Source organism: Nonomuraea sp. NPDC004702, assembly GCF_053601695.1.
Genome location: NZ_JBSGCE010000018.1, coordinates 25,062 through 45,036 on the forward strand (window position 1 = coordinate 25,062; position 19,975 = coordinate 45,036).

General features: G+C 72.0%; 20 protein-coding genes. 6 read left to right on the plus strand and 14 right to left on the minus strand.

Annotation, left to right across the window (positions count from 1 at the left end; genetic code table 11):
• The gene (locus ACWEJ6_RS22975; protein WP_364338275.1) at nt 1-369 is read right to left on the minus strand and encodes a YciI family protein; all 369 of its coding nucleotides are present in this window, start codon (nt 367-369) and stop codon (nt 1-3) included.
• Nucleotides 370-526: 157 nt separating this feature from the next.
• On the opposite strand from ACWEJ6_RS22975, the gene ACWEJ6_RS22980 reads away from it, so the two are divergent.
• A complete protein-coding gene (locus tag ACWEJ6_RS22980) occupies nt 527-2,032 on the plus strand; it encodes an MFS transporter (RefSeq protein WP_452426021.1) in 1,506 nt (501 codons plus the stop codon).
• Nucleotides 2,033-2,040: 8 nt separating this feature from the next.
• Here ACWEJ6_RS22980 and ACWEJ6_RS22985 read toward each other — a convergent pair whose 3' ends face one another.
• Genes ACWEJ6_RS22985 through ACWEJ6_RS22995 form a run of 3 tightly spaced genes read right to left on the minus strand, consistent with a single transcriptional unit; the run spans nt 2,041 to nt 4,291 of the window.
• Complete coding sequence (locus ACWEJ6_RS22985; RefSeq protein ID WP_452426023.1) at nt 2,041-2,526, minus strand: GyrI-like domain-containing protein; 486 nt, start codon at nt 2,524-2,526, stop codon at nt 2,041-2,043.
• A 14-nt stretch (nt 2,527-2,540) separates the two neighbouring features.
• On the minus strand, nt 2,541-3,512 hold the full coding sequence (locus ACWEJ6_RS22990; RefSeq protein WP_452426025.1) for a sigma-70 family RNA polymerase sigma factor: 972 nt from the start codon (nt 3,510-3,512) through the stop codon (nt 2,541-2,543).
• Nucleotides 3,473-4,291 carry a MerR family transcriptional regulator gene (locus ACWEJ6_RS22995; protein ID WP_387669064.1) on the minus strand — a complete coding sequence of 273 codons (819 nt, stop codon included), beginning with the start codon at nt 4,289-4,291 and terminating at the stop codon, nt 3,473-3,475. The genes ACWEJ6_RS22990 and ACWEJ6_RS22995 overlap by 40 nt, the downstream gene beginning before the upstream one ends.
• A gap of 111 nt (nt 4,292-4,402) precedes the next feature.
• Here ACWEJ6_RS22995 and ACWEJ6_RS23000 point away from each other — a divergent pair, with 111 nt between their 5' ends.
• The 3 genes from ACWEJ6_RS23000 to ACWEJ6_RS23010 are packed head-to-tail and all read left to right on the plus strand — an operon-like array spanning nt 4,403 to nt 7,252.
• A complete protein-coding gene (locus ACWEJ6_RS23000) occupies nt 4,403-5,080 on the plus strand; it encodes a TetR/AcrR family transcriptional regulator (protein WP_452426028.1) in 678 nt (225 codons plus the stop codon).
• Entirely contained in the window at nt 5,040-6,527 is a 1,488-nt protein-coding gene (locus ACWEJ6_RS23005) for an AMP-binding protein (protein ID WP_358282403.1), read from the plus strand. The genes ACWEJ6_RS23000 and ACWEJ6_RS23005 overlap by 41 nt, the downstream gene beginning before the upstream one ends.
• Nucleotides 6,524-7,252: an enoyl-CoA hydratase/isomerase family protein gene (locus ACWEJ6_RS23010; RefSeq protein ID WP_452426030.1), complete on the plus strand. Its 729-nt coding sequence runs from the start codon at nt 6,524-6,526 to the stop codon at nt 7,250-7,252. The genes ACWEJ6_RS23005 and ACWEJ6_RS23010 overlap by 4 nt, the downstream gene beginning before the upstream one ends.
• 62 nt (nt 7,253-7,314) lie before the next feature.
• Here ACWEJ6_RS23010 and ACWEJ6_RS23015 read toward each other — a convergent pair whose 3' ends face one another.
• The 4 genes from ACWEJ6_RS23015 to ACWEJ6_RS23030 form a co-directional block, all read right to left on the minus strand.
• Nucleotides 7,315-7,950, minus strand: coding sequence for a PH domain-containing protein (locus ACWEJ6_RS23015; RefSeq protein WP_358282399.1), 636 nt, complete (start codon nt 7,948-7,950; stop codon nt 7,315-7,317).
• Entirely contained in the window at nt 7,947-9,020 is a 1,074-nt protein-coding gene (locus ACWEJ6_RS23020; protein ID WP_364338267.1) for an adenosine deaminase, read from the minus strand. Before ACWEJ6_RS23020 ends, ACWEJ6_RS23015 begins: the two co-directional genes overlap by 4 nt.
• A gap of 132 nt (nt 9,021-9,152) precedes the next feature.
• On the minus strand, nt 9,153-9,503 hold the full coding sequence (locus tag ACWEJ6_RS23025; protein WP_352324870.1) for a cupin domain-containing protein: 351 nt from the start codon (nt 9,501-9,503) through the stop codon (nt 9,153-9,155).
• Nucleotides 9,504-9,508: 5 nt separating this feature from the next.
• Complete coding sequence (locus ACWEJ6_RS23030; RefSeq protein ID WP_364338266.1) at nt 9,509-10,111, minus strand: AMIN-like domain-containing (lipo)protein; 603 nt, start codon at nt 10,109-10,111, stop codon at nt 9,509-9,511.
• Between the two features lie 124 nt (nt 10,112-10,235).
• On the opposite strand from ACWEJ6_RS23030, the gene ACWEJ6_RS23035 reads away from it, so the two are divergent.
• Nucleotides 10,236-12,179: a hypothetical protein gene (locus ACWEJ6_RS23035; RefSeq protein WP_452426034.1), complete on the plus strand. Its 1,944-nt coding sequence runs from the start codon at nt 10,236-10,238 to the stop codon at nt 12,177-12,179.
• 69 nt (nt 12,180-12,248) lie between these two features.
• On the opposite strand, the gene ACWEJ6_RS23040 is transcribed toward ACWEJ6_RS23035, so the two are convergent.
• Nucleotides 12,249-13,655, minus strand: a complete 1,407-nt coding sequence (locus ACWEJ6_RS23040) for an MFS transporter (protein WP_452426036.1) — start codon at nt 13,653-13,655, stop codon at nt 12,249-12,251.
• Between the two features lie 87 nt (nt 13,656-13,742).
• On the opposite strand from ACWEJ6_RS23040, the gene ACWEJ6_RS23045 reads away from it, so the two are divergent.
• Nucleotides 13,743-14,138 (plus strand): MarR family winged helix-turn-helix transcriptional regulator, encoded by a 396-nt coding sequence (locus tag ACWEJ6_RS23045; protein ID WP_358282389.1) that lies wholly within the window; start codon nt 13,743-13,745, stop codon nt 14,136-14,138.
• A 60-nt stretch (nt 14,139-14,198) separates the two neighbouring features.
• Here ACWEJ6_RS23045 and ACWEJ6_RS23050 read toward each other — a convergent pair whose 3' ends face one another.
• The 5 genes from ACWEJ6_RS23050 to ACWEJ6_RS23070 are packed head-to-tail and all read right to left on the minus strand — an operon-like array spanning nt 14,199 to nt 19,900.
• Entirely contained in the window at nt 14,199-15,470 is a 1,272-nt protein-coding gene (locus ACWEJ6_RS23050; protein ID WP_352324864.1) for a thymidine phosphorylase, read from the minus strand.
• A gap of 2 nt (nt 15,471-15,472) precedes the next feature.
• Nucleotides 15,473-15,868, minus strand: coding sequence for a cytidine deaminase (locus tag ACWEJ6_RS23055; RefSeq protein WP_387669077.1), 396 nt, complete (start codon nt 15,866-15,868; stop codon nt 15,473-15,475).
• Nucleotides 15,865-17,154, minus strand: a complete 1,290-nt coding sequence (locus ACWEJ6_RS23060; protein ID WP_358282385.1) for an ABC transporter permease — start codon at nt 17,152-17,154, stop codon at nt 15,865-15,867. The genes ACWEJ6_RS23055 and ACWEJ6_RS23060 overlap by 4 nt, the downstream gene beginning before the upstream one ends.
• The gene (locus ACWEJ6_RS23065; protein ID WP_352362017.1) at nt 17,151-18,293 is read right to left on the minus strand and encodes an ABC transporter permease; all 1,143 of its coding nucleotides are present in this window, start codon (nt 18,291-18,293) and stop codon (nt 17,151-17,153) included. The genes ACWEJ6_RS23060 and ACWEJ6_RS23065 overlap by 4 nt, the downstream gene beginning before the upstream one ends.
• The gene (locus ACWEJ6_RS23070) at nt 18,293-19,900 is read right to left on the minus strand and encodes an ABC transporter ATP-binding protein (protein ID WP_387669082.1); all 1,608 of its coding nucleotides are present in this window, start codon (nt 19,898-19,900) and stop codon (nt 18,293-18,295) included. The genes ACWEJ6_RS23065 and ACWEJ6_RS23070 overlap by 1 nt, the downstream gene beginning before the upstream one ends.
• Between the last annotated feature and the right edge of the window lie 75 nt (nt 19,901-19,975).

A 19,975-nucleotide genomic window follows, 5' to 3' on the forward strand; every position in this document is an offset into this window, starting at 1 on the left:
TCACATGTCGGCGCCCGCCGAAAACATGATCGGCCGGACCTCGATCGCCAGGCCCTCGATCTTGCTGTCGGGGATCATCCCGGCCAGCTCGATCGCCCGCTCGCGGCTCTCGCAGTCGACGATGTAGTAGCCGCCCATGTACTCCTTGGCCTCCAGGAAGGGGCCGTCGGTCACGGCCGGCAGGCCGTTGCGGGTGCGGACGACCGCGCTCGTGGACGGGTCGCCGAGCGCCTGCGTGCCGATCATCTCGCCCGACTCCTGGATCGTCTTCATGAACGCGCCGTGGCCGCTCATGATCAGCTCGCGCTGCTCCTCGCTCAGGGTGTCCATGACCTGCTGGTTCACCTGCATGATCAACAGAAACTTCATCGTCTCTCCTCTTGGTCTGGCGAGTTCCGTCGTGCTGGGGTCGGAGCCGGCGCGTCCCTCTCGACATGCCCCGCGAAACTTTTCCGGAAAGCACGTCGAGCGCGCGAGCCGGGCTCCGACCTCCTGGTGAAACGGACGACACCAGGAGGCTCCCGACATGCCGCATCTCACCGAGACCGCCGCCGAACCCAGGGCCGGGCGGCGCGAATGGGCCGGGCTGGCGGTGCTCGCCCTGCCCACCCTGCTCGTCGCGGTCGACATCAACGCGCTGTTCCTGGCGCTGCCCCGGCTGAGCGTGGAGCTGGGGGCGAGCGCCGTCCAGCAGTTGTGGATCATCGACATCTACGGGTTCATGGTCGCCGGGCTGGTGATCACGATGGGCGGCCTCGGCGACCGGATCGGCCGCCGCCGGCTCCTGCTGACCGGCGCGGCGGCCTTCGGCGTCGCCTCCCTCGTGGCGGCGTACGCGGCCAGCCCGGCCATGCTGATCGCCGCGCGGACGGTGCTGGGCGTCGCCGGCGCCACGCTCATGCCCTCCACGCTCGCGCTCATCACGAACATGTTCCGCGACGCCCGGCAGCGCGGCACGGCCATCGCCGTCTGGGCCACCTGCCAGTTCGCCGGGGCCGCGCTCGGGCCGGTCGTCGGCGGGCTGCTGCTGGAGCACTTCTGGTGGGGGTCGGTGTTCCTGATGGCCGTCCCCGTGATCGCGGTGCTGCTCGTGGGCGGCGTGCTGCTGCTGCCGGAGTTCCGCGACCCGGACGGCGGGCGCATGGACCTGGCCAGCGTCGCGCTGTCGATGCTGGCGATCCTGCCGGTGGTCTGGGGCGTCAAGGAGCTGGCCGCCTCGTCGGCCTCGGCCGGGCCCGGCGCGCCGCTCGCCGCGATCGCGGCCGGTCTCGCGTTCGGGGCGGCGTTCGTACGGCGGCAGCTCACGCTCGACGCTCCCCTGCTCAACCTGCGCCTGTTCGCCCAGCGTCCGCTCACCCTGATCCTGACCGCGCTCGTGCTGGCGGGCATCGCCATGGCGGGCACCGGGCTCCTGGTCACCCAGTACCTGCAGTCGGTGCTGGGGTACACCCCGGCGCAGTCGGCGCTGTGGTTCGCGCCCATGGGGCTCGGCGTCGCGCTGGGCACCACGCTGACCCCGGCCCTGACCCGCCGCGTCGCCCCCCGCGCCGCCGTCATGGGCGGCCTGACGCTGTCGGCCGCCGGGGCGGCGCTGCTCACGCAGGCCGAGGCCGGGCTGCCGGTGGTGATCATCGCCATCACCGTGCTGGCGCTGGGCACCGGCCCGCTGTTCGCCCTGGGCACGGGGATCGTGGTCGGCTCGGTGCCGCCCGAGAAGGCCGGGTCGGCGGCCTCGCTGGCCGAGTCGGGCAACTTCCTGGGCGGGACGCTCGGCCTGGCCCTGCTCGGCACGGTCGCCGCGGCCGTCTACCACCACGCCCTGCCGGCGCACGTGCCCGACGCGGCCAGGGAGACCCTGGCGGGCGCGGCGGCCGTGGCCGGAAGGCTCGCCCCGGCTCAGGCTGCCGAGCTGCTGGCGGCCAGTCACGCCGCGTTCTTCAACGGGATCGTGGCGATCGGCCTGGCGGGCGCGGCCCTGTTCGTGCTGGCCGCGCTGCTGACCTCGCTGCTGCCCCGCGCGAACGCGGCGTGACAGCCGGCTCAGGCCAGGCGGAACTGCAGGTCGATGTCCCAGTTGTTCAGGTCGGGCTCGATCCGCGGGTCCGTCTGGTAGAGCTCCAGCCGGCAGCCCCAGTGCTCGATGCCGTCCTTCTCGGTCATGTCCCAGGTCAGGCCCTGCTCGGCGGCCCACGTCAGCACCGACTCGATGACGCCGGAGAGCCGGTCGGGGTGGCCGTGGTGGGACTCGGTGAGGAAACGGCCCGCGGGCAGCGTGCCCGCGTGGAACTCGCCCTCGCCCTCCACAGGCTCGGTGACGGGCACGCCCGCCTCCACCACCAGCCGGTCCTGCGGCATGTCGATGCTGTGGTACCGGAAGAACGGGGCTCCGGCCATCGTGTGCCCGCGCTCGGCGAGCCAGCCGATCATCTCCGCGATCCGGTCTCCGACGAGACCAAAACTGGTCATCGTGACGGTCTTCCTGATCCCGAGGTAAGGACGCTCGGGAAGTTCGACGATCTGTGGCATGTGTCTGTCCTCCTTCACCTGTCAGTACGGAGCGGCTGTCCGAAACTCATCGGCAGGCCGAAGGACGGCACGAGCCGGGGATCGAGAAAGGTGGTCACGCCGGTGACGACTCCGCCGCTGATCTCCAGGACTACCAGGGCGAACGCCTCCCCGTCCCGGTACTGGGCGAAGGCGGGCGCGCCGTTCGCCCGGGCCGGCAGCAGGCGGTCGTTCGCGCAGGGAGCTCCGGCGGCCGACAGGACCGCCCTGACCGCCTCCCGGCCGCGCAGCCACCACGCGAACGGCGGCATCGACATCGTCGCGTCCTCGTGCAGCAGCGAGACCAGCGCGGCCACGTCGTACCGCTCGAAGGCGGAGACGTAGCGGTCGAGCAGCCTGCCGTCCACCTCGGCGTCCTCCGGGGCGTCCTCCGGGGCGACCGCGGGGAGCCGGGCGCGGGCCCGTTGCAGCGCGCCGTTCACGGACGCGACGCTCGTTCCCAGCAGGTCCGCCACCTCGGCGGCCCGCCACTTCAGCACGTCGCGCAGGATGAGCACGGCCCGCTGGCGCGGCGGCAGCCGTTGCAGCGCGGCCACGAACGCCAGCCGCACGCTCTCCCTGGCCACCGCCAGCTCCGCCGGGTCGGCCGGCAACACGCGCCCGTCGGGCACCGGCCACACCCAGGCGTCCCCCGGCAGCGGATCGCCGAGCGGGTCGCCGGGACGCGCCGCCGGCCCGAGGTCCATCGCCCGCGCCCGCCGCTGCGGCCCGCGCAGCATGTCCAGGCAGACGGACGTGGCGAGCCGGAACAACCACGGGCGCAACGCCCCCCGCCCGGGCTCGTACGTGCGCCACGCCCTGACGAACGCCTCCTGCACCGCGTCCTCGGCCTCGAAGCCCGAGCCGAGCATCCGGTAGCAGTAGCCGGTCAGCTCGACCCGGTGGTGTTCCAGCTCGCTCGCCTCCACTAGGCCGGGGCCACCTCGATCTGCAGCTCGTGCACCCATTCCGCGCGGTCCTCCGGGCAGTGCAGCGACACCTCTCTCGCCAGGGCGAGCGAGCGGTAGCCGTTCTCCTCGATCCAGTGGGCCAGGGCCTGGAAGGTCGGTCCGACGGCCTCCATCGTGCCGTGGTGGATGATCGTGGCCGCCGTGCCGATCGCGGGCAGGTCCCTGATCTCGAAGTCGTGGCGGGGGTCGGGGTCCACGTTGACCGGCAGGCAGGCGTGGACCATGACCGAGCCGTCGTCCTCCTGGCGGTAGTAGGCCAGGCCGGGGCCGGCCACCCGGACGTCCGCCCGCTCCACGCGGGCGCAGATCTCCTCGAACAGCGGCCCGATCACCGGGCCGACGTCCTCGCCCTCGTAGCTGGCCGCCCTGGCGCTGAGCTGCGCGACCCGGACCGGGTCGACCTTCTTCAGCACGACTTCCGCGGTTCTCATGTGCCCCTCCGTCTCGATGCTGCGGAGTCTCGCCTCGACGCCGCGCAGCCTGGCCAGGTCGGCGTTGATCTGCGCCTCCAGCTGGGCGCGGCGCAGCCGTACCATGCCGTGCAGCTCCTCGGTGCTGACCTTCTCGTCCAGGATCGTCCGGACCTGTTCCAGCGTGAAGCCCAGGTCCTTGATGGCGACGATCCGGTTGAGTCTGGCCAGTTGCGCGGCCTGGTAGGACCGGTAACCGGTGAGCGGGTCCACGTGCGCGGGGCGCAGCAGGCCGATGGCGTCGTAGTGGCGGAGCATGCGTACGGACACGAGCCCCAGCCGAGCGAAATCTCCGATGCTGAACATGTCGGGTCCAGAAGTAGGGGCTCACACGGTGTCAGAGTCAACCTATGGCGATTTCTAGGGACATGGGGTATTTTTCAGCGTAAGAAGCAACCGAACGTTCGTTAGGTCGCCATGGACGTGGACCCACTGCTCCGGATCAGGACGGCCGCGGTGCGGCTCTTCGCCCAGCAGGGCTACGCCGCCACCGGCATCAGGGACCTGGCCAGGGCGGTGAACCTGACCAACGCCGGCGTCTACCACCACGTCCACAGCAAGGAAGCCCTGCTGGCCGGCCTCATGCGGACCGGCCTGCAAGGACTGATCGACTCGACCGCCCGCGTCCTGGACGGGGCCACCCGTCCCGCCGACCGCCTCGCCCTGCTGATCACCTCGCTCACCGCCCTGCACGCGCTCACCCCCCTGACCAGCCGCGTCATGGACGGCGAGCTCCGCTCCCTGACCCCCGGCTCGCCCGCGCACACCGAGGTCATCGCCCTGCGCGACGCCTACGAGAGCCACTGGAAGAGCGCCCTGGCCGACGGCGTCGCCGAAGGCGTCTTCCACGTCGCCGACCAGAAGCTGACCCGCCTCGCCCTCATGTCCATGTGCACCGGCACCAGCGAGTGGTACCGCCCCGACGGGGACTCGACGCTGGAGCAGGTGTGCGCGGAGTTCGTCACGATCGGCCTGGCCGCCGTACGCGCCGCCGGCCCGGTCGTGGCGCCCCTCGATCGAAGCCTGCTGCCCGTCTTCCCGTGGGAGCCGCCGGATGCACACCACGATCCCCGACCTGCTGAGGCACGCCGCTAGCACGTACGGCGAGCGCGAGTTCCTCCGTTTCCCCGCTTCCTCACCCGCCCTCCCAGCGGCCTCGCTGAGCTTCGCCGAGGCCGACGCCGTCTCCGACCGCCTGGCCCGCGCGCTGGCCGGCCAGGGGGTACGCCCCGGCGACCGGGTGGCCGTCATGCTGGACAACGAGCCGTGGTGGCCGTTGAGCTGGTTCGCCGTCCTGAAGGCGGGGGCGGTCACCGTCCCCGTGAACGTGCGGTACCAGGCCGCCGACCTGGAGCACGTCCTGCGCGACTCCGGCGCGGTCGCCACCCTGACCGGCGCGGAGCACGCCGCGCGCGTGCCGGGCGTGGTGCACCTCGTGGACGAGCTGACGGATGGCCCACCTCTCGACATATCCCTCAGCGCGGACAATGTCGCCAATTTTCAGTACACGTCGGGGACGACGGGGTTCCCCAAAGCCTGCCTGCTCACCCACGACTACTGGGTCAGGACCGCCCGCGTCGTCGCCGACCTCGTCCGCCTGCGCGACGACGACGTCCTGCTGATCGCCCAGGCGTACTCGTACATGGACCCGCAGTGGACCACCCTGCTCTGCCTGCTCGGCGGCATCCCGCAGGTGGTGCTCCCCCGATTCTCCGCCTCGGGCTTCTGGCCCGCCGTCCGGGAGCACGGCGCGACCCTCACGTACGTGCTGGGCACCATGCCCCTGCTGATGCACAAGCAGCCGCCGAGCCCCCTCGACCGCGACAACCGGATGCGGCTCGTGCTCTGCTCGGGCATCGCGCCCGGCCTGCACCGCGCGTTCGAGGAGCGCTGGGGCGCGCCCTGGCGCGAGCTGTACGGCTCCACCGAGAGCGGCTGCGACCTGATGGCCGACCCGGACGCCGACGACACCGTCGGCACCGGCGCGCTGGGCACGCCGCCGCCCGGCAAGGAGGTCCGGCTCGACGAGGAGACGGGCGAGATCCTGGTCCGCGGCACGCCCATGATGACCGGCTACTGGAACCACCCCGAGGCCACCGCGCACGCCTTCCGCGGCGGCTGGTACCACACCGGCGACCTCGGCGTCCGCGACGCGCGAGGCCGCATCCGGCACGCCGGGCGGCTGAAGGACATGGTCCGCAGGGGCGGTGAGAACATCTCGTGCGCCGAGGTCGAGAGCGTGCTCGCCGGGCATCCCGCGGTCCTGTCCGCGGCCCTGGTGCCCATCCCCGACGACCTCTTCGGCGAGCTGCCCAAGGCGTTCCTCCAGCTCCGCCCCGGTCACGCCGCCGACGCCGGCACGGCCGCCGCCGTCATCGCCCACGCCAGGGAACGCCTGGCCCGCTTCAAGGTGCCGGCGTACGTGGAGTTCGTGGAGTCGTTCACGCTCACCCCGTCCGCCCGCATCGAGAAGCGCCACCTGCTCCGCCCCGGCCGCGACCAGCGCGCCGCCCCCGCCATCCCCACGGAGGACCCGGCATGATCGACGTGACCGTACGCGACGAGGTGGCCCTGATCACCCTCGCCCGCCCCGAGAAGCTGAACGCCCTGACCGCCGGCATGCGCAAGGACCTGGCCGCGGCCGTCCGCGCGCACGGCCGCACCGCCAGGGGCATCGTGGTGACCGGCGCCGGCCGGGCGTTCTCGGCAGGCGAGGACATCGCCGAGGCGGCGGGCAAGCCGCTGGAGGCGGAGGTCGAGCTGTTCCACGACATGACCAGGGCCGTGCTGGAGACCCCGGTGCCGGTGGTCGCCGCGGTCAACGGCCTGGCCGTCGGCGGCGCCGCCGAGTGGACGCTCTGCTTCGACAGCCGCATCGGCGCCACCGCCGCCGAGTACTTCTTCCCCGAGAACCACCTCGGCCTGTCGATCTCGAACGCCGCAAGCCACCTGCTGCTCCGGCTGGCCGGCGGCCGGGCGCTGCGGCTGGTGCTGGACTCGGCCCGGCTGAGCGCCGCCGACGCGCTGGCGGCCGGGCTGCTGGACGAGCTCGTGCCCGCCGAGGAGCTGGTGGAGACGGCGATCGCGCGGGTGCGCCACTGGACCCGGCCGGGCACCGCCACCGCCGTGCACCTGGGGCTGCTGCGCCCGCAGCCGGCCGAGGTCGAGCGCGCCTTCGAGGCCGAGACCGTGGCCGCCCGGCAGGTGGAGCAGTCGGGCCTGGCCCAGGCCGGCATGACCCGCTTCCTAACCCGCCGAACCCCCTGACCCGCCACCCCCTCTGGCTCGCCGACCCTGCCCCTAGGCCCGTGCCTTCGGGCCGGGGGCGGTCAGGCGATGACGATGGCGGCGATGATCAGGGCGACCGCGACCACGAGGACGGCGATCGAGTCGTAGGACCAGGTGACCTTGACCGGTGCCGCCGCGGCCGCCGGGTCCGCGCGGCGGTGGGCGGCCTCGGCGCGGTCGCGGATCTGGTCGCCCACGAAGTCGGCGTGGGTCTTGCCGGTGAACGCCTCGGCGGCGGCCTGCTCGGCCTTGCTGACCGTGGCCTCGACCCGGAACCGGCCGCCCCGCTGGGGCTTGGGCACGCCGCGCCGCTGCGCCTTGGACCGCTCTCTGGCGCTGCTCATGGGCGTCCACAACCGCAGCACCTGCTCGTCGGCGCCCTCGCCGCCGTAACGGACCGCGATGGAGTGGGTGACCGTCACCTCGCCCACGGACGCCCACGGCAGGAACGTCGTGCGCAGCGGGTTGCGGGCCAGCAGCCCCTCCTCGCCGACCACGGTGGCGGGCCGGACCGCGATCGCGTAGACGAGCGCCGTCATCGCCCCGAGCACGGCCAGCGCCACCATGGACGGCTTGCCGTTGTAGTGGGCCGTCAGGTCCCACACGTTGAACGCCACGAAGACCAGCCAGGCGCAACCCAGCACGAACCCGGTCTTGGACCGGTAGGTGTGTTTCACGGCTGCCACTTGATCTGCGCGAACCCCGGCTTGATCACGCCGTTGATCAACGCCAGCCGCTCGTCGAACGGCAGGAAGGCCGACTTCATCGCGTTGACCGTGAACCACTGCAGGTCGTCCCAGCCGTAGCCGAACGCCTCGACCAGCTTGGCGAACTCAAGGGACACGCTCGTCGAGCTCATCAGCCGGTTGTCGGTGTTGACGGTGACCCGGAAGTGCAGCCTGCGCAGCAGCCCGATGGGGTGCTCGGCGATCGAGTCGGCGGCCCCGGTCTGGAGGTTGGACGTAGGGCACATCTCCAGCGGGATGCGCTTGTCGCGCACGTACGCCGCCAGCCGCCCCAGCTTGGCCGACCCGTCGCCGGCCACGGTGATGTCGTCGATGATCCGGACGCCGTGGCCCAGCCGGTCGGCGCCGCACCACTGGATGGCCTGCCAGATCGACGGCAGCCCGAACGCCTCGCCGGCGTGGATCGTGAAGTGCGCGTTCTCCCGCTGGAGGTATTCGAAGGCGTCGAGGTGCCGGGTGGGCGGGTAGCCGGCCTCGGCCCCGGCGATGTCGAACCCCACGACGCCGACGTCGCGGTAGCGGACGGCCAGCTCGGCGATCTCCATCGAGCGGGCCATGTGGCGCATCGCGGTCAGCAGCGTGCCGACCCGGATGCCGCGACCCTGCGAGCCCAGCGTGAACCCTTCGAGCACCGCCTCCACCACCTGGTCGAGGCTCAGCCCCATGGTGGTGTGCTGCTCGGGGGCGAAGCGCACCTCGGCGTAGACCACGCCGTCGTCGGCGAGGTCGCGGGCGCACTCGGCGGCCACCCGGACCAGGGATTCGCGGGTCTGCATGACCGCGACCGTGTGGTCGAAGGTCTCCAGGTAGCGCTCCAGCGAGCCGGAGTCGGCGGCCTCCTCGAACCAGAGGCGCAGATTGTCGGGGTCGGTGGAGGGCAGCCGCCCGTAGTCGATCTCCCGTGCGAGCTCGACGATCGTCTCGGCGCGCAGCCCGCCGTCGAGGTGATCGTGCAACAACACCTTGGGAGCCTGCCGGATCTTGTCAAGCGTGGGGCTCATCTGGCCATGATATGAGCACACTCCTCCGCCGCCGCACACGTCGCGGCCGCCTGTGGACAACCCTTCCGACACACCCGTGAGGCACGGCCGTCAGCCGCTCGTGAGGCGCGCCCGTCAGGGAGGCGCGCCCGGTCAGTCGCGGCCGGCGCTCTCCGGCGTGAAGGCGGGCAGGCACACGGCGACGTACTCGGCGCCGTCGGGGCCCACGCTGTAGCGCACCTTCTCCCCCGGCGAGGTCACCACCGACTGGCCCGCGCCGACCTCGACCGTGCCGCCGTCGTGCTCGACGAGCAGGCTGCCGCGCAGGACCACGGTGTACTCGGTGAACGACGGGGTCTGGGCGGGCTCGGCCCAGCCGGGCGGGGCGGTCATGTGAGCGATCGAGACCTGCTCGTCGCCGCTGTTGACGCGCCCCACGTGCTCGTCGATGATCTTGCCGCCGGGGACGGGGATGCGGGTCGGGCCCTCGATCTTTCTCACCACGGGCTTCAGTGTGCCACGTCGAGCACCAGCCGGCTCGGCGCGGACTGCTCCTTCACCCGGAAGCCGGCCCGGCGGGCGAGCGCCAGGCCGACGCCCACGCGTCCCTCGAAGTCGCCGGTCCTGACGACGTGGGAGACGTTCCTGAGGCCGGCCCGGTAGACGGGTCCGCCCTTCCAGGTGGGGTAGCCGTCGTCGTCGTGCGCGTTGGCGGGGAAGAGGGTGAGCTGCAGGTACGCGCCGCCCTGGACGCCCATGGGCTCGCCGGAACCGTCCTGGAGGAATTCGTCCACCCATTTCACCTTGTAGCCGGGGATGTCGCCCTTGAGGTCGATCACCACCCGGTCGTAGCCGTCGTGGGTCGCGTACCGGACGCCGGTCACCACGGCCGGGTCGAGGCCGTCGCGCTCGACGTCCACCTCGGCGGTGCTGGTGGGGACGTCCGAGGGGGCGCTGCGGGGGGTGGCGGTGCCGGGACCGGTGTCCGCGGGGGTGTCCAGCCGGGCGGTCTGGGAGGAGGTGCCGCACGCGGTCAGGACGGCGAGGCAGGCGAGCGGGACGGCGAGGCGAAGGCGCGACGACCGCTCGCCGGCCGGGGATGACGGGCGCATGCCCGGTAGATGCCCAGCCCACGGGCCTGCAAGCGGCTTGGCGGCGGATCGGCCCGGGTTTCCCGGGCACTTCCGTGGAGCCGGGACTGCCTCTACGCTGATCAACCTCCAAGGAGTCATACAAGTGAGCAAATCCCACGACTTATCGGCTTTTCTGGCGTCTTATGCCCCCTCTTTCGCTCGCACGGCCTACCTGCTGACGGGCGACGCGGACAAGGCCCGCGAGCTGGCCACCGCGGCCCTCGTCGCGTCCTGCCGCCGGTGGTCCGCGATCCGCTACCACCGCCCGGCCGACGCGGTGCTGCGCGAGCTGTACGGACGGTTCCTGGGCGCGACGGGCGCGCCCTGGCCGGTCCCGGCGGACCACCTGCTCGCCGGGCTCGCCCCGAGGACCCGCGCCGCCGTCGTCGTCACCTTCCACGACGGGCTGAGCCTGCCGCACGCGGCCCAGGTCACGGGCCTGTGGATCGGCGCGCTGGACGACGAGCTGCGAAGAGCCCGCACCCAGCTCCGCGCCACCCACCCGACCTTGTTCGAGAACCCCGCAGACCTGACCAAAGACCCCGCGAACCCGTCTGAGGAACGCGCGAACCCGTCTGAGGGCCCGGCGAACCCGGTCGAGGACCCGGCGGACCCCGCCGACGACCATGCAGACCCGGCCGAAGAACGCGCGAACCCGTCCGAGGACCCGGCGAACCCGGCCGAGGACCATGCGAACCCGGCCGGGGGTCGCCAGGGCGACCGGTCGCGGGAAGGCGCGACGTCCGCCTCCCCCTGGACGCTCGCCCCCGCTCCCGAACCCGCCACCCCTTGGACGCTCGCACCCGCTCCCGAACCCAACGCCCCCTGGACGCTCGGCCCCGCTCCCGAGCTCGCCGCCCCGGCGGCGGGCCTCCACGACGCCGCCCCCGGGGATCCGGCCCTGCGGGCCGCCCTGCTCGGCCTGGCCGCCGGGATGCCGCGCGCCGGCCTCGCCGACCTCGCCGAGACCGTGCTGCGCCGGGTCACGGCGCGGCGCCGGATCCGGGCGTCGGTGTGGATGTTCGCCTCCCTCGGCCTGGTCGCCGCGATGGTCGCGGCGGCCGCCGCGGGGCTGTCCGCGCTGGCCGCCCGCATGGACGAGGCGACGGACCGCTCCCCCTTCGCCCCCGGGACGCGGGCCCCCGCCCAGGAGATCCGCGACCCGCTGCCCGCCGCGCTCCCCGACCCGGTCCGCTTCGCCTACCCGGGCTACTGCCGCGACGCCGAGGCGGACGCCCGCGACCCCCAACCCTGTGGCCAGTGGGTGCTCACGACCCGCTCGGGCGCGGAGTGGCGGCTGCCGGACGCGCGGGCCGGCTACGACCCGGCCACCGGCGAGTACATGCCGCTGGCCCTCAGCCAGGACGGCCACCGGCTCCTCTACCAGACCCCGCAGGGCCGTTACCTGGTCCACGACCTGCCCACGGGCGTGGTCAAGCGCATCGACGCCACGGCGGGGGACGGCGAGGCGCACATCAGCTCGTCCCCGGACGGCCGCTACTTCGCGCTGTCCTTCGGCGACGCGGACGACAGCGCGGTGCTCGACTTCCGCACGGGCACGACCCGCACGGTACGCGGCGCGGACGTCGAGATCCTGGCCGTCCACGACGACGGCACGCGGGTGGTCGCCGAACGCCGGGACACCACCGCCGTCCCCGGCCACGCCTCCGTCAGCACGCTGAGGCTGGACGGCGCGGGCGCCCGTACGAAGGGCTTCCGGATCGACCCCGCCCTCATCGAGCACGGCGCCGCGCTCGCCCCCGACGGCCGCTCGCTGGCCCTGGTGACGGCCGACGACCGGCTGGTCACCATGGACGCCCGCACCGGCCGCGTCACCGGCCCCCGCCCCCGCCTGGACGTCGACGACCTCGAAGTGATCCGGGTGGAGCGCTGGCTGAGCCGCGACAAGGTCCTCGTGCGCCTGTGGGACGAGGAGGACGTCCACCTGGTCCAGGTGGACGTCCGCACCGGCGAGAGCGCCGACCTCGGCGACTCGGCGACGGAGTGGATCGACTACTCCGACCCGCTCGGCGCCCTGGAGAGATGAGGAAGGCCCTGGAGAAACGAGGAAGAGGGTCCCGCCCCCGGCGGAACCCTCTTCCCGATCACAGGAAGGTCAGACGGCCTCGAAGACCTTCACGTCCTCCGCCTCGACCGCGGCGGCCTTGCGCGAGCGCAGCCCGGTGGCCGAGATCACCAGACCGACCAGGGCCAGCACCAGCGCGACCACGATCGCTGAGCGCAGCGCGCCGATCGACAGCGTCTCGCCGCCCGAGGTCAGCACGGCGGTCACCACGGCCAGCACGATCGCGCCGCCGACCTGGCCGGAGGTGTTGAGCAGCCCGGAGGCCAGGCCCTGCTCGTCGTCGTCCACGCCGTTGGTGGCCTGGATGTTCAGCGAGGGGAAGGACAGGGCGAACGCCACGCCGAGCAGGACCATGCCGGGGAGCACCATGCCGCCCAGGCTCGGCGTCTCGTCGATGCCCAGGAAGATCGCGTAACCGCCGGCCAGGGCCGCGGCGCCGATGACGATCAGCTTGCCGGTGCCGAACCGGTCGGCGAAGTCACCCATCTTGGTCGAGCTGACCGCGACGAGCAGGCCCGCGGGCAGGAACGCCAGGGCCGTGCCGAGCGCCGACCAGTGCAGCAGGTTCTGGAAGTACTGCATGGCCACGAACTGGAAGGCCACGTACGAACCCATCAGGATGAGCAGCCCCAGGTTGGCCCGGACGATGTGGCCCGAGCGCAGGATGCCGAGCCGCACCAGCGGGTGCTTCATCCGCAGCTCGGTGAGGACGAACAGGCCGAGCAGCACCGCGACGGCCACCAGCGAGCCGATCGTCTGGAACGAGGCCCACCCGGCCTCGGGAGCCTGCACGACGGTGAAGACGAGCAGCAGCATCGAGGCGGTGATCAGCACGGCGCCGACGAGGTCGTGGCCGCCCTCGGCCCGCTCCTCCTGGCCCTTCGGCAGCACCTTCAACGCGGCGATCAGCGCGATGATCGCGACCGGCACCGGCATGAGGAGCGTCCACCGCCAGCCGATCTCGGTCAGCAGGCCGGAGAGCACCAGGCCGAGCGAGTAGCCGCTCGCGCCGCAGGCGGTGAAGATGCTCAACGCCTTGTTGCGCTCCGGGCCCTCCGGAAACGTGGTGGTGATGATCGACAAAGCGGCGGGCGCGGTGAACGCGGCGGCCACGCCCTTGACGAACCGGGCGGCGATCAGCAGGCCCCCGTCGTCCACGACACCACCCAGCAACGACGCGACGGCGAAGACGCCCAGAGCGACCAGGAACACCCTGCGCCGCCCGAGCAGGTCGGCGGTCCTGCCCCCGAGCAACAGAAGACCGCCGTAGCCGAGCACGTAGCCGCTGACCACCCACTGCAGGGAAGACGTGCTGAGGCCCAGATCGTGCTGGATGGCCGGCAGGGCGACACCGACCATGGAGACATCAAGGGCGTCAAGGAAGATCACTGCACAGAGCACGGCGAGCGCGCCCCAACGGGATGAGGAAGAGGACATGAGTCAGAACAATACATGCACCAGCATCTAATGCAAGCGCATTTAATGCCGTTGCATGAATCTTCCCGAGATGGTAACCTCCGCGACATGGACGAGGAGTTCGTGGTCGAGACCTGGCATTACGTCCTGGCCAAACACGCGAAGGCCATGTGCGCGCTGGAGCGGGAGCTGGGCGAGCGGCACGGGCTCGGGCCCAGCGAGTTCGAGGTGCTCGACCGGATCGTCCACCACGACAGGAAGCTGCGCATCCAGGAGCTCTGCGAAGAGGTCCACCTGAGCCAGAGCGCCCTGTCCAGGGTCGTGGCCAGGCTGGAGAAGAGCGGGTTCGTCACCCGCGGCACGTGCGACTCCGACCGCCGGGGCGTGTTCGTCTGCATCACCGACGAGGGGCGCGCCCGGTACACCGAGGCGCTGCCCACGCAGCGCGCGGTGCTCGCGGGCGTGTTCACCGACGTGCCCGAGGTCCCCGCCGTCACCACCTGAAGGCGGCGGCGGCCGTCCCCGGGCAGGGGTCCGGCCGCCGCGTACGAGTGCTTCCGGTGGTCAGCCGATGCGGTCGATGACCAGGGGCAGCAGCTCGCGCCCCGACTCGGCGACCTCGTAGCCGCCGTCCAGCGCGTCCAGCGCCCGCTCGAACCTGGCCGTCTCGTCCGCGTGCAGCGTCAGCAGCGGCTGGCCCTCGCGCACCAGGTCGCCGGGCTTGGCGTGCAGCACGATCCCGGCCCCGAACGACACCGGGTCCTCCTTGCGCGCCCGTCCGGCGCCGAGCCGCCAGGCGGCCAGCCCCACGGCGTACGCGTCGAGGTGGGCCAGCACGCCGGACGACGGCGCCGCCACCGTCATGCTCTCGGCCGCCCGCGGCAGGACCGCGTCGGGGTTGCCGCCCTGGGCGGAGATCATCCGCCGCCACGCGTCCATGGCCGAGCCGTCGCGCAGCGCGTCGGCCGGGTCCTTGCCGGAGACCCCGGCCGCCGCCAGCATCTCGCGCGCCAGCCGTACGGTCAGCTCGACCACGTCGGACGGCCCGCCGCCGGCCAGCACCTCGATCGACTCCTCGACCTCCAGCGCGTTGCCCACCGCCCGGCCGAGCGGCCGGTCCATGGCCGTCAGCAGGGCGACCGTGCGCACGCCCGCGTCGCTCCCGAGCGCGACCATGGTCTCGGCCAGCTCGCGGGCGCTCTCGGTCGTCTTCATGAACGCCCCGGAGCCCACCTTCACGTCGAGCACCAGCGAGCCGGTGCCCTCGGCGATCTTCTTCGACATGATCGACGACGCGATCAGCGGGATCGACTCGACGGTGCCGGTGACGTCGCGCAGCGCGTAGAGCTTCTTGTCGGCCGGGGCCAGCCCGGAGCCCGCCGCGCAGACCACCGCGCCGGCCGTGCGCAGGACGTGCAGCATCTGGTCGTTGGAGAGCGAGGCCAGCCAGCCCGGGACGGACTCCAGCTTGTCCAGGGTGCCGCCGGTGTGCCCGAGGCCGCGCCCGGACAGCTGCGGCACGTACGCCCCGCACGCCGCCACCAGGGGCGCCAGCGGCAGCGTGATCTTGTCGCCGACGCCGCCCGTGGAGTGCTTGTCGGCCGTGGGCCGGTCGAGCATCGACCAGTCCATGCGCTCGCCCGACCGGATCATGGCCTGCGTCCAGTCGGCGATCTCGCGCCGGTTCATGCCGTTGAGCAGGATGGCCATGGCCAGGGCGGACATCTGCTCGTCGGCCACGTCACCGCGGGTGTAGGCGGCGATCACCCAGTCGATCTGGGCGGTGGTGAGCTCGCCGCCGTCGCGCTTGGCGCGGATGACCTCGATGGCGTCCATGGTCACGTACTCCTGCTGAGGTCGTCGGGGCCGAACGCGTACGGCAGGATCTGCGCCATGCGCTTGGGGCCGTCGACGGTCTCGACCAGCAGGTTCTCACCGCCGAACTCGTACAGCAGCTGACGGCAGCGCCCGCACGGCATGAGCAGCTCGCCGTGGCCGTCCACGCAGGTGAAGGCCACCAGCCGGCCGCCGCCCGACATCTGCAGCGCCGACACCAGGCCGCACTCGGCGCACAGGCCGAGCCCGTACGAGGCGTTCTCGACGTTGCAGCCGGTGACGATCCGGCCGTCGTCGACGACCGCCGCCGCCCCCACCGGGAACTTGGAGTACGGCGCGTAGGCGTTGCGCATGGCCGTGGCGGCCTCGGCGCGCAGGCCGTCCCAATCGATGTTCAATGTTGATCCCCCCGACGGAAGCGTACGCCGTCGGCCTTGGGCATCCGCAGACGCTGCGAGGCGACCAGGAGCACGAGCAGCGTGAGCACGTGTGGCGTGATGAAGACGAACTCGCCCGGCAGCGTCTCCACGGTCCGCCAGAGCCAGAACAGCAGGAGCGCGCCGACCGCCGCGGCGGCGATCACGGTGTAGTCCTTGACGCCCCTGGCCACGATCTCGGCCGGCTGGCTCGGCACGACCAGCCTGCGGATCTGCAGCGCGAGGTAGACCACCAGCAGCAGCGCGCCGAACAGGAAGAACGTGGTGACCGCGTTGGCCTCGCCGGAGCTGCGCAGCTGAAGACCGCTGGCGTAGCCGAACAGGGACGAGCCGGCCGCGAGCCCGCCGGGCCGCCAGTTGCCGAAGATCATGGCGGCCAGGCCGATGAAGCCGCGTCCCTGCGTCTGGCCCTCGACGTACTTGTTGGAGACGAAGACCAGGAACACGCCGCCGAGCCCGGCGAACGCGCCGGAGACGACGACCGCGAGGTACTTGATCCGGTAGACGTTCACGCCCAGCGACTCGGCCGCCCACGGGTTCTCCCCCGCCGACCGCAGCCGCAGCCCGAACGACGTGCGCCAGAGCACCAGGTACGTCACCGGCAGCAGCAGCACGGCCAGGATGATCAGCGCGTTCACGTCGTGGGTGAGCCCGCGCAGGATGCCGGCCAGGTCGGAGAGCAGGAACCAGTGGGTGCTCTCCAGCTTGCCGAGCAGGTCGGGGCCGTCGGACAGGACGGGCAGGCTCACCTCGGGCGCACCCGAGCTGATCGCCGGCGAGGTGGTGATGCCGGCGCCCTTCGCGCTGGCCGAGGTGCCCTCGCCGTAGAGGACCTCGGACAGGAAGCGGGTGATGCCGGGGCCGAGCAGGTTGATGGCGACGCCGCTGATGATGTGGTCGACGCCGAACGTGACGGTCGCGATCGCGTGGATGAGCCCGCCGAGCGCGCCGCCGAGCAGCCCGGCGACCAGCGCGGCCACGGCGCCCCACTGGTATCCGGCCCAGCCGGCGAACCAGGTGCCGAGCACCATCATGCCTTCGAGGCCGATGTTGACCACGCCGGCCCGCTCGGCCCACAGGCCGCCGAGACCGGCCAGGCCGATCGGCACCGCGAGCAGCAGCGCCGCGTTGAACGTGCCGGAGGAGGTCAGGTCGTCCTGGCCGGAGATGATCCGCACCAGCGACAGCAGCAGGATGAGCGCGGCGACGCCGAGCAGCGCCAGATGGTATTTGCCGACCCTGCTCATGCTGCCACCTCAACCGGTCTGTTCGTGTCGAGCTGCCGGGCGGCCCGCTGCTCCTCAAGCCGCATGGCGATGCGGTTGGTCACCTCGTTCGCGATGACCACCAGCAGGACGATGACGCCCTGGATGATCGTGATGACCGACGAGGGCACGTCCGCGATCTGCAGCGCGCCCTGCGCCCGGTCGAGGAAGGCGAACAGCAGCGCGGCGATCGCGATGCCGACGGGCTTGTTCCTGCCCAGCAGCGCCACCGCGATGCCGAGGAAGCCGAGGCCGGCGGTGAAGTTGGAGTTGAAGGCGCCCTTGTCGCCGAGGATCTCGGGCAGGCCGATGAGCCCCGCGATCGCGCCGGACAGCACCATGGCCGCGATGACCATCTTCTTCGGGTTGACGCCCGAGGCGAAGGCGGCCGGGCCGTTGAGCCCGCTGGCCTTGACGTTGAAGCCGAAGCGGGTGCGCTCCAGCACGACCCAGACCACCAGGCCGAGCACGACGGCCACGAGCAGGAAGCCCCACACGCCGCCGCCGCGGGTGGGCGCCAGCAGCCCGAACCAGTCGAAGACGAAGTTCAGGTTGGGGAACATGGCCGACTCGGGCAGCTGCGGCGTGGTCGTGGTGAGCTGGCCGGCCGCCCGCTGGCCCGCGAACGGGCCGCGGACCAGGTAGGAGGCCAGGGCGATCGCGATGTAGTTGAGCATGATCGTGGAGATCACCTCGTTCACGCCGCGGGTCACCTTCATCACCGCGGGGATCAGCGCGTACGCGCCGCCCACGACGGCCGCGACCACGATGATCACCAGGATCTGGATCGGCTTCGGCGCGGTGAACGTCGAGCCGACGTAGGCCGCGCAGATGGCCGCGATGCGGTACTGGCCCTCGACGCCGATGTTGAACAGGTTCATGCGGAAGCCGACGGCCACCGCCAGACCCGCGATGAACAGCGGCACCGCCCGGTTGAGGAACGCCGCGATGCCGTTGGACACCGAGCGCGCGGTCTCGCCGAAGTCGAAGAAGGCGGCGAACGCGTCGATCGGGCTGGCGCCCGCCGCGATGATCGCCACGCTGGAGATCGCGATCGCCAGGATGATGGCGACGACGGCGCCTGCGACGGTGAGCAGCGCCCGGTTGAGCCCGGCGGGCATCACGTCTCCTCAGTGCCGGCGATGGCGCCGGTCATGTAACCGCCAAGCCGCTCGGGCGTGACGTCGGAAGGATCGAGTTCGGCCACGAGCCGGCCGCGCAGGATGACCCTGATCGTGTCGGACAGGCCGATCAGCTCGTCGAGGTCGGCCGAGATCAGCAGCACGGCCAGGCCGGCGGCCCGCGCGTTGCGCAGGTGGTCCCAGATGGCGGCCTGGGCGCCGACGTCCACGCCGCGGGTGGGGTGGGCGGCGATGAGGAACGAGGGCTCGCCGCTCATCTCGCGTCCGACGATCAGCTTCTGCTGGTTGCCGCCGGACAGGGCCAGGGCCAGGGTCTCCACGCTGGGGGTGCGCACGTCGTACTCCTTGACGATGCGCTCGGTGTCGGCCTTGGAGGCGCGGCGGTCGACCCAGATGCCGCTGCGCGCCGGGGGCCTGGTCTGGTGGCCGAGCACCCGGTTCTCCCACAGGGACGCCTCCAGCAGCAGGCCCTGCCGGTGGCGGTCCTCGGGGATGTAGCCGATGCCGGCCTCCCTGCGCTTCAGCGTGGACCAGGCGCTGATGTCCACGCCGCCGAGGGTGATCGTGCCGTGGGCGGCACGCATGCCCATGATCGCCTCGATCAGCTCGGACTGCCCGTTGCCCTCGACGCCGGCGATGCCCAGGATCTGGCCCGCGTGGATGTCGAAGGAGACGTCGTCGAGGATCAGGCGCTTGCCCTCTTCGCGCAGCTTGTCGACGTACAGGTCGACGGAGGCGCCCCTGGGGACGGGACGGAAGCCGTCGGCCTCCATCGTCAGCCGCGACACGCTCAGCGTGACGCTCTCGCGCACGGTGGACTCGCGGGTCTCCGGCGTGGGCAGCTCGCTGCCGACCATCAGCTCGGCGAGCCGGCGGGCGGTCACCTCGGCGGGGTTGACGCTGGCGACGGTGGTGCCGCGGCGGATCACGGTGATCGCGTCGGCGATGTTCAGCACCTCGTCGAGCTTGTGCGAGATGAAGATGACGGTCAGGCCCTCGGCCTTGAGCTCGCGCAGGTTCTCGAACAGCTCCTCGACCTCCTGCGGCACGAGGACCGCCGTCGGCTCGTCGAGGATGAGGATGCGGGCGCCGCGGTAGAGGACCTTGAGGATCTCCACCCGCTGGCGGTCGCCGACGCCGAGGTCCTCCACCAGCGCGTCGGGGTCGACGCGCAGGCCGTGGCTGCTGGCCAGCTCGGCGATGCGGGCCCGCGCCCTGCCGGTGTCGAGCACGCCGGCCCTGGTGGGCTCGGCGCCGAGGACGATGTTCTCCAGCACGGTGAAGTTGTCGGCCAGCATGAAGTGCTGGTGGACCATGCCGATGCCGACGTCGATGGCGTCGCTGGGGGTGCGGAAGCTGACCTCCCGGCCGTTGACCCTGATCGTGCCCTCGTCCGGCTTCTGCATGCCGTAGAGGATCTTCATCAGGGTCGACTTGCCCGCGCCGTTCTCCCCGACGATCGCGTGGACCGTGCCGGGTTCGACGGTGATGCGGATGTCGTGGTTGGCGACGACGCCGGGGAAACGCTTGGTGATGCCCTCCAGCTCTACGGCGGGTTGCACCGCGGCGAGGGTGTCCGAGCTCATTTCGCCTCTCCTAGAGCATGGGGGGCGGACGGGGCGGATAGCCAGAAGGCCCGAAGTGGGGACTCCGGGCCCTCG

Excerpts from the sequence above, each read along its gene's own strand:
- ACWEJ6_RS22975 (WP_364338275.1), bottom strand. The coding sequence starts at position 369 with ATGAAGTTTCTGTTGATCATGCAGGTGAACCAGCAGGTCATGGACACC.
- ACWEJ6_RS22980 (WP_452426021.1), top strand. The coding sequence starts at position 527 with ATGCCGCATCTCACCGAGACCGCCGCCGAACCCAGGGCCGGGCGGCGC.
- ACWEJ6_RS22985 (WP_452426023.1), bottom strand. The coding sequence starts at position 2,526 with ATGCCACAGATCGTCGAACTTCCCGAGCGTCCTTACCTCGGGATCAGG.
- ACWEJ6_RS22990 (WP_452426025.1), bottom strand. The coding sequence starts at position 3,512 with ATGGGTGCACGAGCTGCAGATCGAGGTGGCCCCGGCCTAGTGGAGGCG.
- ACWEJ6_RS22995 (WP_387669064.1), bottom strand. The coding sequence starts at position 4,291 with ATGTTCAGCATCGGAGATTTCGCTCGGCTGGGGCTCGTGTCCGTACGC.
- ACWEJ6_RS23000 (WP_452426028.1), top strand. The coding sequence starts at position 4,403 with ATGGACGTGGACCCACTGCTCCGGATCAGGACGGCCGCGGTGCGGCTC.
- ACWEJ6_RS23005 (WP_358282403.1), top strand. The coding sequence starts at position 5,040 with ATGCACACCACGATCCCCGACCTGCTGAGGCACGCCGCTAGCACGTAC.
- ACWEJ6_RS23010 (WP_452426030.1), top strand. The coding sequence starts at position 6,524 with ATGATCGACGTGACCGTACGCGACGAGGTGGCCCTGATCACCCTCGCC.
- ACWEJ6_RS23020 (WP_364338267.1), bottom strand. The coding sequence starts at position 9,020 with ATGAGCCCCACGCTTGACAAGATCCGGCAGGCTCCCAAGGTGTTGTTG.
- ACWEJ6_RS23030 (WP_364338266.1), bottom strand. The coding sequence starts at position 10,111 with ATGCGCCCGTCATCCCCGGCCGGCGAGCGGTCGTCGCGCCTTCGCCTC.
- ACWEJ6_RS23040 (WP_452426036.1), bottom strand. The coding sequence starts at position 13,655 with ATGTCCTCTTCCTCATCCCGTTGGGGCGCGCTCGCCGTGCTCTGTGCA.
- ACWEJ6_RS23045 (WP_358282389.1), top strand. The coding sequence starts at position 13,743 with ATGGACGAGGAGTTCGTGGTCGAGACCTGGCATTACGTCCTGGCCAAA.
- ACWEJ6_RS23050 (WP_352324864.1), bottom strand. The coding sequence starts at position 15,470 with ATGGACGCCATCGAGGTCATCCGCGCCAAGCGCGACGGCGGCGAGCTC.
- ACWEJ6_RS23060 (WP_358282385.1), bottom strand. The coding sequence starts at position 17,154 with ATGAGCAGGGTCGGCAAATACCATCTGGCGCTGCTCGGCGTCGCCGCG.
- ACWEJ6_RS23065 (WP_352362017.1), bottom strand. The coding sequence starts at position 18,293 with ATGCCCGCCGGGCTCAACCGGGCGCTGCTCACCGTCGCAGGCGCCGTC.
- ACWEJ6_RS23070 (WP_387669082.1), bottom strand. The coding sequence starts at position 19,900 with ATGAGCTCGGACACCCTCGCCGCGGTGCAACCCGCCGTAGAGCTGGAG.